A 10474-nucleotide genomic window follows, 5' to 3' on the forward strand; every position below is an offset into this window, starting at 1 on the left:
GAGACAGAAAATGCATTCTCAGCAACAGCACGCGCTGGCTTTAACTGTTCGCTTTCCAGCGTAAATAAAACAAGTACCAATGAAGTTGTACTCACCAGCGCGCCAAGCAATAAGGTATTAATAAGCGGTGTTGTCAGCGCACTTGTTGCCGTATTCCAATGCAGCAGTGTTAGTCCCTCTGGCAATAGCAGCGGGAAATGCCATTGCTTAGCAAAGGAGTACACAACAACCGTGTATACCCCTGTGCAAATCAAGATAATGTAAAACGCCATGATGACAAAGCCACACGTGCGTAACACTGCATCGGCAAAATATCGATTACCACCTGAAAGGCTGCGCTTACCGGTGTATGCCACTAATCGCTCTATCCCCAAAAACAATACTACCGCCACCGCTGATACTGCCACTTGAACCACAGCAGCGCTACTTGCAAGCAGTCGCATGGACAAATCAATATGATTAAACCAGTGCATAATGGCGACAGCCAAAGTGCTCGGGTTATTTGGGCCTAGAATAAGTGGAATTTCTACATTTGAAGTGGCGAAAACTAGTACTGCTAAAAGCGGTAACTTTATCTGGGAAAAAATTGTCGGCAGCACCAGTTTAAAAAAGCTCGCAGTAGGCGAATAACCTAACGCTGTCCCCACCTTTACATACCCCGTGAGTTTCTTTTTCACCAGCGGCTGAGACATAACGCTTAGCGTCATTAACAAAATAAACGGCAGCTCTTTCAGGCTAAGCGCGATAAGTATACTTAGTCCTAGACTGTCATAAAGTAGCGTTCCATCATTCGCAGCGGGCAATGCCATTTCGCTGATTTCATTAACAAAGGGGGTTGTGAAAGCATGACTAAAATACGCATTCAAGCGCGTGGTGACTGCTGCAAAGATACCAGAAGGGCTAACTACAAATAAAAGGGAAATGGCCGCAGCCGCGTGGGGAAACACCAGAAACGGGCTTAACACACCCTGGATTTTGCCTAGCAGGGAAGATTGGTAAAACGTGGCGAGAATACAAAACGCTGCTATTACGGCTAAAAGGGTTGAGCCTATGCCCGTAAAAAGCGACAACCACATCATTTGCCAAATGTCTGGAAGACCGAATAGCGTCGCAAACACTTGCGTTGAAAAGGCGTTTGCGCCGATAGCTGGGAAGTAACCTAACGCAGGAAATATTACCCCTACCAGCCCTGCCAATACGGGAATACAAAGTAAAAGCAGCAAGCACCAGCGTGCAACAAGTGTAATGTGAGTAAACATTAGTAGCGTGCCCCGTAACGTTTATACCAGGCTTCGCGCAATTTATCAGTCCAGCTTGCATGGGGCTCGGCCAACAGCACCGCTGACTGAGATTTGTCGAGGGCAGATTTGTGCACAGCCTCGTCTTTAAACAGCATAGCTTGTGCTTGTGTCAGCGATGCCATATCAAGAACCGTATCGTCACCCCACACTTCCAGCTTTTGCTTCTCGGCCTGTGCTTCTGGCGAAAGCAAAAAATTTACTACTGTCTTTGCTGCTGTTTTGTTTTTCGAATTGTAGGTCAGCCCCACAAAATGGACATTAGCAAGGCTACCGTCTTGCATGGCATAGGTGCGAACATCATCGGGTAAATCAAAACGATTTACGGCTGATGGAATTTCAGCGGCGGTAAATGAAAACGCGAGTGTTAGCTCACCTGTGCCAACCAAGCGTTGAAGTTGTGAGGCTTGGCGAAGCATATACTTCCCTTGCTGCCACATAGTGGGATGCAATTGGTCCAAATAAGCCCAAAGCGCGGGCAATACAGCCTGAAGAGACGATTCAGTAACGGGTTGGTAAAACAAAGACTGCTTATCGCCGTTAAGAGCAATTGCTGCGTATTTTATAAAGCTAATGCCTAAATAATCGCTCGGCACTGGATAAGTGAAGCGTCCTGGCGCTTTTTGAGAGAACCGAAGCAGTTCATTAATGGTTTGCCCCGGCGTAGTGCCTAGCGCTTTCATGTGCGCGCTGCGATAATAAAACACCATGGACGCTTTCCCCCACGGTGCTTCCATACCAAGCGTGGGTTCACCAAAGTCAGTTACCATGGCAGAGTTCTTTTCCGGGCGGGTTAGCGCGAAATGATCAAGTTCTTTAACCCAGTCTTTAGCGAGCAAGCCATGCTTTTTCATTGCCGCAAAGTTTTCGCCATTTATCCATATTAAATCTACGCTGCCGTTATCGTGATTACCGGCCGCTTTTTCTGCTAATACGCGTGACACGGCGTCACTGGTATCAGCAAGCTTAACGTGCTGCAGTTCAATGTTAAAACGCTGGCTAACTTGCGCGGCGACCCATTGCAAATAACCATTTACTTGAGCGCTTCCCCCCCATGCATGAAAACGTACCAGAGGTTTGCTTTGTGTGTCGTCTTTAGGCGATTGCGCTGAGGTGCGCTTGAGCACCGTTGACGCACGTACTGGCGATTGATGCTGGCTCTGTATTTCATTGCCAGAAACATCTACACTGGGAAAATCAAACGGTACCGCAAATGAATGAGAAGCCGTGATTAGCTGAGAACTGAAAACAGCTGACGCCAGTGCCAGCCCCTTAATGAGGCGACTAAACTTGCCAAAGCGGCGTAAACAAGCCGCTTTCGTGCTAACTGAAGCGCTATTGCGTGGCATTGAGTGCCCAGTCGTAATCTAAGAATTCTAGCTCTGCGTTATCTTGCTCAAGCACTGAAACCTGCTGACTCGATAGGTTTAATGCATCTTTGTATAACAGCAAAAATTGGCTGAGATTTTCCGTGTTTACGTTTTTAATACCTTGCCAACTTTCACTTTTCCGATTGGTGTTTTTTTCAAAATCTTCGCTGTACCAGTCGAATATTTTTGAAAGCTTCAAGGTGTTACCGTCCATTCTGTTGCGAGACGTATCGGCTAAAAAACGCTTGGCTTGTGCGTCAAGCTGGCTATCTAGCCTTGCGCCAACATACGCTTCTTCTCGCAGCGCAGGGCAACCAATACTGGCACAGTTTACGGCGAAATGAATTCGAGGTTCGTTATATCCTTCCGTGGTTTTATTTTGTCCGCGAATAAGTTCGTGCTCTATTTCATCCAGCGTACGGGTTTTACCAAGTAGCGGCGCAATTTCCTTTTTCCATGGCGACGAGAAAAAGCTGCCTAAATCTCGAATAGAGTCTATGTCTGGGAATTCGGTGAGGATTAGCTCAACGGTATAAGCATTGTAAGCATTGATAAGAAATGCCAGTTGGTCGGCCTTGCTCCAGCCGTCAAAGGTACTTTTTTCTACCTTAGCTAAGCTATTTAAATACTGAGTTAAACGTTCCCTATCTTGTTTAAACCCATGGTAATCAACTTGCGTGCTGGCACCATTGTCTATGGTTTTCACATGCTCGCTTAGCAACGCACTAAACGGTTCGTGTAGCCTGTTCAATTGCTTTGGCACCGCTTCATCAGAGAGAGCAGACAAGCTTACGCTTGCAGCAAGCAGCATGATGCTGCTTACTGCCAATCGACCAAATTTTCTAATAGTGATTCGTCTGGACATCGCGATTACTCTTGTCATTACTTGTTCTCTCGCCATCACCAATGCGTTTTTCACCGCTAAGCCTTTTGTCACCGCTAATGCTTTTTTCACATTAACTATCCTCTGCGCCATGTATGGAATTTCTCTACATAGCTGAGCAATTTTTCAGGCGCGTTTGCGCGCTTCCAATTCCCTGCTGCATACTTTGCGCCTTCAGCCCATGTTGGGTAAGCGTGGATAGTGCCAAGGATCTTGTTTAACCCCAGATCGTGCTTCATCGCAATAACAAACTCAGCCAGTAAGTCTCCTGCGTGTTCCGAGACGATAGTAACGCCCAGTACCTTGTCTTTACCCGGTGGCGTGAGTACTTTAATAAACCCTTTTCTGGCACTTTCCGCAACAGCACGATCTAACTCTGCAAACTCGTATCGCGTTACTTCAACGTCAATGTCTTGCTCGGCAGCGTCACGCTCGTTAATGCCCACGCGCGCTACTTCCGGATCGATGAAGGTTGTCCATGGGATAACACGATAATCAACTTTGAATTTTTTAAACGTGCCGAAAAGTGCGTTGACTGCAGCGTACCATGCCTGGTGGGCGGCCACGTGGGTAAATTGATAAGGCCCTACTACATCGCCAGCGGCAAAGATATTAGGCATCAGGGTTTGCAAGTATTCGTCTGTTTCAATTGTTCTATCAAATTGAATACCTAAGTCTTCCAGACCAAAACCATGTAAACGGGCTTTTCGTCCCACAGCCACAATGACTTCGTCGTAGGCGATAGTAGATTCAACACCCTCTTTCGCTACAACAAGTACTTTTTCACCGTCTTGTTGTTCAAAGCGAAGCGCATCATGGGACGTCAATACGTTTACGCCGCTCTCTCTAAGCACAGACTCAGCATACTCCGCCACATCCGCATCTTCTCGGCCCATTAAACGCGGGGCACGCTCAACTTGCGTTACGTCACTGCCAAGGCGTGAAAAGGCTTGGGCGAGCTCACAACCAATAGGTCCGCCACCTAATACGATTAAACGTTTTGGCGCGTCTTCAAGTTCAGCAAACTTGGTCCACAAGGTATCAGAGGTGACATAGCCGCTTTGCTCAATGCCTGGTAATTCGGGAATAAATGGAGCTGCACCTGTAGCAACCACAATATTTTTTGTGGTTAGTGTTTGGGTGCCGCCATCGTTCTTTTTGATTTCCACCGTCCAAGGGTCGATAATTTTCGCATAGCCTTTTACAACATCAACACCCAAGCTAGTGTAACGCTCTACACTGTCATTAGGCGCGATTGCCGCAATCACTTCGTGCACACGTGCCATCACCCTTTTAAACGACATAGCGGGTGTTACCGGCTCTAAACCATAGCTATCGGCATGGCGCATTTGATTGGCCACTTTTGCCGTTTTTATAATGGCTTTGCTCGGTACGCAGCCGTAGTTAAGACAGTCGCCGCCCATTTCGCCAGCTTCTACCAGCGTGACTTTTGCTTTCACCGCAGCAGCAATATAGCTGGTAACCAAACCACCTGCACCCGCTCCAATAACCACTAAGTTGCGATCAAACTTCTTTGGCTTGCTGTAGCCTTTGTACACGCGACGGCGATTGACTACTGCTACGATAGCTTTAGCTATCCAAGGGAATATGCCTAAAAGTACAAATGAAAAGATAAGCCCAGGCGAGACAATGCCAGACAAACTGTCTATTTGGGCAAGTTGAGTACCCGCATTTACATATACCGCGGTGCCCGCAAGCATGCCCACTTGGCTTACCCAGTAGAATGTCCAGGTTTTAAGCGACGTTAGTCCCATCAACAGGTTGATCAGGAAAAACGGGAATACTGGCACCAAGCGCAGGGTAAATAAGTAAAACGCACCTTGCTTTTCCACGCCCTCATCAATCTTTTTAAGCTTTTCTTTAAACTTGTTTCGCACGGTGTCGCGTAATATGAAGCGTGAAACTAAAAACGCCAGCGTTGCCCCTACGCTCGAGGCAAACGATACAATAACTAAGCCTTGAACCAGGCCAAACAAAGCCCCTGCTGCCAGGGTCAAAATAGCCGCACCCGGCAAAGAAAGTGCAGTTACGGCAACATAAATGGCAAAGAACACACCAATACTTAATACTGGGTTTTGAGCAATCTGCGATTGAAACGTATCGAGTGAATCCTTCATACCTTGAAGGGTTAGATAGCTATTTAAATCAAAATAAAAAAAGCTAAATATGGCGGCAACAATAACCCCTAAAAGCGCTATTTTCTTAAACATAAATATCCTTAGCGCTTAAAACGCGTATTGCATGGTAACTTGAGCGTGACGAGGTACGTTTGGCATGACAAGTGTCGCACCGAAATACCCACCTTCAAACAGCGGCTGCCAGTTTTCTTCATCGGTCACATTAATGATATCTAAACGCAATCGAAGGTCATCTGTTACTTGATAGTCTGCATTTACATCAACCGTATATTGGTCGCGAATATGCACCGTTTGCAGAAAGTCTAGTGGGAATGACTTGGTATAGAGCGCACTTGCCCCCACTTGCAGGTCATCCGTAATTTGCCAGCCAGCGTTAATAGAAGCAATTTGTGGCGGGATCCCCTGAACGCGACTGTCTGATGCAGGGAACGCGGCAAAAGAAGGTGATCCTACTCCTGTACCTTCAATAATATCAGGACGACTATTATCAAACGCATCAATAACCTGCGCCGTACCTTGAAACGCCGCTGAATCATCAAAACGCGCGTCTAAATAGCTATACGCGGCATTGATCCAAACATCGTCTGCTTGATAGAACATTTGTAGTTCGAAACCTTGCGTTTTCACACCACTGTTACTGCCATCACGGTTACGTAGGCTTCGGGTTTGGTCAAACACAGCGGCCTCTGCATACCAGCTGCTGTTTGGCGCATATTTTACACCCACTTCGTACAGCGTATTTTCAGTAGCAAAGTTAAGCGGGTTAATCTCGTTATTACCGCCTAACACCGTGCCACCCGCCATGCTGTTCGATGTTGCGTCGTTTTCTGAAAACGCCGCGTAAACATTTACATCACCCGTTAATTTGTACACTGCACTTAACTGGTAGCTGGTTAATGTATCACTGTACGAATCTGAAGCTGCTTCAACACCAATCGGCGCTAGTGGGTCACGCGCGTCTACGTCATAGTAATCAACACGTAAGCCAGCAATCGTTGAAAATTTGTCGGTCCAAATAGAGCGCTGCTGAAGCGCCAGGCCTGTTTGCCATGCGGTAGAGTCGGTGGTGTCTGACAAGTTAAAATCGCCGTTACCATCACCGTCTACGTCGTATTGCGCCCCCGGTGAAACATATACGCCAGGACGCAACTCAACTAATCGGGCTTTTTGGGCATCGGTAAGCGGAATAACGCGGTTTGAGATAGGCCCGGTTAAATCAATCGGATTATCGGCCTCAGTGGTAAACTGGCTATAGCCCAACACGTCGTTGTAGCGTAGCGCTAACCCTACGGTCGTGGTTTGGCTGTCGTTCCACTTATAATCTAGCTCAGTACGGTTTTCGAACGTGTCAGCCCCGTCAATGATCTCAACAAAGCTATTTTGCGCTATTTCTTCACGTTCAAGATATTGATAATAACTAATGTTGCGAAGCGCCACGTTATCAGTCATTTTGTATTCGACACTGCTTCGAATAACCGTAGTTTCAGCACCGTTAATGTCGTCAGGATTTGTGAATACGCGGTTGCGAGGAATAACCACTTCTCCGGTAGGAGAAATGATAGCACCTGCCCCCGGTACTGTACTGCCATTCGGCTGAGTGCCTTGCCCAGTAATATAAATACCGTTATCGATAAGGTCTTGCGTTGGGCGGTTGATACCTGCGTTGTCTGGATAGTCTGTGTCATAATACTCCGCGCTGATATCCCACGTCAGTACATCGCTTGGCGTATAGCGATAGGCTACAAACAGGTTCGTGCTATCGCGCTCGGCAAAATCGTAGAAACTGCCATGGTCTAAGTACTCTGCACTAAAGCGAATACCACTTTTACCTTCTTCTATAGCTGTGCCGTAATCCACTTGCGCTGAATACTGATCCCAGCGCCCGGCGCGAAGGGTGACTTTCCCCTTGCTTTCTGTGGTCGGCGCAACCTTTGTTTGAAGGTTTACAAAGCCACCGTTGCGCTGCGTGCTACCAAACAACACTGGCGACGGCCCTTTCACCACGTCAATTTGCTCAACGCTATTGAACGACAAAGGCAAACCAAAGCCATTGTTGCCTGCTTGACGTCTTATACCATCTTGAAAAAGCTCACCTAATTGGCCGCGTATACTGGGCAGGCTTGGCGTGCCAAAGCCGCTAGAGGCGTACGCGTTGGGCGCCGCTTTTACGATGTCGTGTAAATCGTTAATGTTAAGTGCCTCTATCGCTTGTGCCGACAGTGACGTCACCGCTCTAGGCGTCTCAGCTGCACTTAAACCGCTACCGAAAATGCCTTTAAGTGTGTTATCGCCAGGATTTAGTGTATCTAAACTCTGCTGGTTTCCGGTTACCTCAACCACTTCAATATCTGCCGCTTGTTGGGCATAGAGCGATTGACTGATGGCAAGTGCGAGTGTGCTAACGGCTAGGCCGATTACTTTTTTCATTAACAGATCCGTATTTTTAATTCTTGTTCGACAAGACCGATACGCGTCACAAAAAATTTCAGTACATTTAATTTTCAAAAAAATATTAAAAAACACAAAATTAATTGAAATTTTTATTTTGAACGGTCGTTCTAGTATGCTTGCACTATTATACTTTTGGAGCATGTATGCAAAACAACACCGATATTCAAAACCGACTACAATGGTCGCTACTTTCTCTTCGCGTAACAATATTTATCGTTATGTTCGTATGGACACTCGATAAGTTTGTTAACCCAGCCCACGGCATGGCCATTTTTGAAAAGTTCTATGGTATCGGCGGCGTGCCTGAAATGGCCGTTTACGTTATGGGCGCACTGCAGCTTGCGCTGGTTTTGGCGTTCTTAGCGGGACTTGCGAAAAAATACACCTACGGTCTTATTTTTATTCTTCACGGTGGGTCTACTCTGTCTTCATTCCCGCAGTATCTAGATGCCTTTAATCACCTGCTGTTTTTTGCTGCATGGCCAATGTGGGGCGCGTGCTTTGCACTTTTCCTATTGCGCGATGCCGATACTAAATTTGCCATTGGCAAGTAGCGGATACTTGTTAGCTAATCACGCTAGATAAAACCGCTAGATACACCGCACGCTAGAAAGTTAGCGCATAGCGATAGCCCTTATATTTAGCTTTAGCAAGCTAACAAGATATGACGGCTACGCTTTTTAGCATTTAACTTACTGTTTGGCAGCAGCATACAGTTGCTGCCATTCAGCCTCTTCTACAGGCATGATTGACAGTCTTCCACCTTTTTTGACCAATGGCAGTTCAGTAATACCGTCCATCGTTTTAATCACTGAAAGCGGCAGAACGCTTGAAAATTTCTCTACAAATTTCACGTCAACGCGATACCAGCGGGGGTTATCCTGACTTGATTTAGGATCGTAGTATTTTGATTTAGGGTTAAACTGCGTGGTGTCCGGGTAGCCGTCTCTTACCACTTCAGCAACACCTGCAATGCCGACCAGCTTGCAACTTGAATGATAGATAAATACTTTGTCACCCCGTTTAACGCCGTCTCGTAAAAAGTTACGCGCTTGGTAATTTCTTACGCCGTCCCACGGTTCCGTTTGTTCTGGGCGGTTTGCCAAGTCATCGATTGAAAATGCATCAGGTTCTGTTTTAAATAGCCAATACGCCATAGTCGTTGTTAATTCTCTTCGTTGTAAATAGACAAGCCTTTCATTCGCTAAATGCGGGCATTTGAAGCGCTTATAAAAACCTGCGCTCATGGCTAGCTTTGCAGCTTGTTGCTTTAAGTGAGTATACAAAGCTCTTTAATTTAATGACAGTGCTATACCTTAGCTTGGCCAACACTGCTATAATTACGCACTTATTCTGAGCTACAGCCTTATTTAAGCTCAGCAACTCTCTGATTTATCTAGATGTGATTACTATGCAAGCCACCATTAAGGCCGATCGCGGTCTGTTTTCTTACCCTAAATATTGGCCACACTGCCTGGGTACTGCGCCGTTTCTCCCCATGTCGAAGGAAGAAATGGATGCCCTTGGCTGGGACAGCTGTGACGTTATTTTGGTAACGGGCGATGCGTATGTAGATCACCCTAGTTTTGGTATGGCGGTGATTGGCCGAGTACTTGAAGCGCATGGTTTTCGCGTGGGTATTATTTCTCAGCCAGACTGGACCAGCAAAGACGATTTCATGAAGTTGGGTAAACCCAACCTGTATTTCGGCGTAACAGCCGGCAATATGGACTCTATGATAAACCGTTACACGTCTGACAAAAAGCTTCGTCACGATGACGCTTACACGCCAGGCAATGTAGGTGGTAAGCGCCCTGATCGTGCAGTTACCGTTTATTCACAGCGCTGCCGTGAAGCGTTTAAAGGTGTGCCTGTTATTGTTGGTGGCATAGAAGCCAGCTTACGTCGCATTGCGCACTACGACTATTGGAGTGAAAAAGTACGCCGCTCTGTACTGTTCGATTCCAAAGCGGATATGCTCTTTTTCGGTAACGCCGAACGTCCTCTTGTTGAAGTAACTCATCGCTTAGCGGCAGGTGAAGATATTGCTGATTTGCGAGACATTCGCGGTACGGCAATTATCGTAAAAGAAGCCTTACCTGAGTGGCAAGGTGTTGACTCGACCTCTCTTGACAGGCCGGGCAAGATTGACGCTATCCCAAGCCCTTATCAGATGGAGCCTGAGTGCGATTCGCAGGATAAAGACACCAAAAGCAGCGAGGCGCCAGAAGCTGCACCTATCGTTATTCAGCCAGCTCAAAAAGAAAAAGAAAAACGTAAGCCGTGGGAGAACGTGTACGTCAAACTTCCCGC

The 10474-nt window shown here is 46.8% G+C and carries 8 protein-coding genes; 2 read left to right on the forward strand and 6 right to left on the reverse strand.

The genetic code is table 11. From position 1 onward, the window contains the following. From QVA83_RS16940 to QVA83_RS16960, 5 genes are all read right to left on the reverse strand, one after another. Nucleotides 1-1259, reverse strand: a 1259-nt coding sequence (locus QVA83_RS16940) for an ABC transporter permease (RefSeq protein ID WP_287498732.1), incomplete at its 3' end; no start/stop codon positions are given. Beyond that, nucleotides 1259-2647, reverse strand: coding sequence for an ABC transporter substrate-binding protein (locus QVA83_RS16945; protein ID WP_156078289.1), 1389 nt, complete (start codon nt 2645-2647; stop codon nt 1259-1261). The genes QVA83_RS16945 and QVA83_RS16940, both read right to left, overlap by 1 nt. Then, on the reverse strand, nt 2634-3623 hold the full coding sequence (locus tag QVA83_RS16950; protein WP_156078288.1) for a DUF547 domain-containing protein: 990 nt from the start codon (nt 3621-3623) through the stop codon (nt 2634-2636). Before QVA83_RS16950 ends, QVA83_RS16945 begins: the two co-directional genes overlap by 14 nt. A 5-nt stretch (nt 3624-3628) precedes the next feature. Next, complete coding sequence (locus QVA83_RS16955; RefSeq protein WP_156078287.1) at nt 3629-5782, reverse strand: dihydrolipoyl dehydrogenase family protein; 2154 nt, start codon at nt 5780-5782, stop codon at nt 3629-3631. A gap of 15 nt (nt 5783-5797) precedes the next feature. Continuing rightward, nucleotides 5798-8137 carry a TonB-dependent receptor gene (locus tag QVA83_RS16960; protein ID WP_156078286.1) on the reverse strand — a complete coding sequence of 780 codons (2340 nt, stop codon included), beginning with the start codon at nt 8135-8137 and terminating at the stop codon, nt 5798-5800. 167 nt (nt 8138-8304) lie between these two features. Here QVA83_RS16960 and QVA83_RS16965 point away from each other — a divergent pair, with 167 nt between their 5' ends. Further along, entirely contained in the window at nt 8305-8715 is a 411-nt protein-coding gene (locus QVA83_RS16965; protein WP_014979158.1) for a hypothetical protein, read from the forward strand. A 138-nt stretch (nt 8716-8853) separates the two neighbouring features. Here QVA83_RS16965 and QVA83_RS16970 read toward each other — a convergent pair whose 3' ends face one another. Then, complete coding sequence (locus tag QVA83_RS16970) at nt 8854-9318, reverse strand: EVE domain-containing protein (protein ID WP_287498733.1); 465 nt, start codon at nt 9316-9318, stop codon at nt 8854-8856. Between the two features lie 254 nt (nt 9319-9572). Between QVA83_RS16970 and QVA83_RS16975 the strand changes: the two genes are divergently transcribed. Beyond that, a partial coding sequence (locus tag QVA83_RS16975) for a YgiQ N-terminal domain-containing protein (protein ID WP_502711473.1) occupies nt 9573-10474 on the forward strand: 902 nt, incomplete at its 3' end.

Source organism: Alteromonas sp. AO-Serp (assembly GCF_017849675.1).
In the GTDB taxonomy this organism is placed as follows: domain Bacteria; phylum Pseudomonadota; class Gammaproteobacteria; order Enterobacterales; family Alteromonadaceae; genus Alteromonas; species Alteromonas macleodii.

Bases quoted from the DNA above. Each gene is read 5' to 3' on its own strand.
- QVA83_RS16965 (WP_014979158.1), top strand. From the start codon at position 8,305: ATGCAAAACAACACCGATATTCAAAACCGACTACAATGGTCGCTACTT.
- QVA83_RS16960 (WP_156078286.1), bottom strand. From the start codon at position 8,137: ATGAAAAAAGTAATCGGCCTAGCCGTTAGCACACTCGCACTTGCCATC.
- QVA83_RS16970 (WP_287498733.1), bottom strand. From the start codon at position 9,318: ATGGCGTATTGGCTATTTAAAACAGAACCTGATGCATTTTCAATCGAT.
- QVA83_RS16945 (WP_156078289.1), bottom strand. From the start codon at position 2,647: ATGCCACGCAATAGCGCTTCAGTTAGCACGAAAGCGGCTTGTTTACGC.
- QVA83_RS16955 (WP_156078287.1), bottom strand. From the start codon at position 5,782: ATGTTTAAGAAAATAGCGCTTTTAGGGGTTATTGTTGCCGCCATATTT.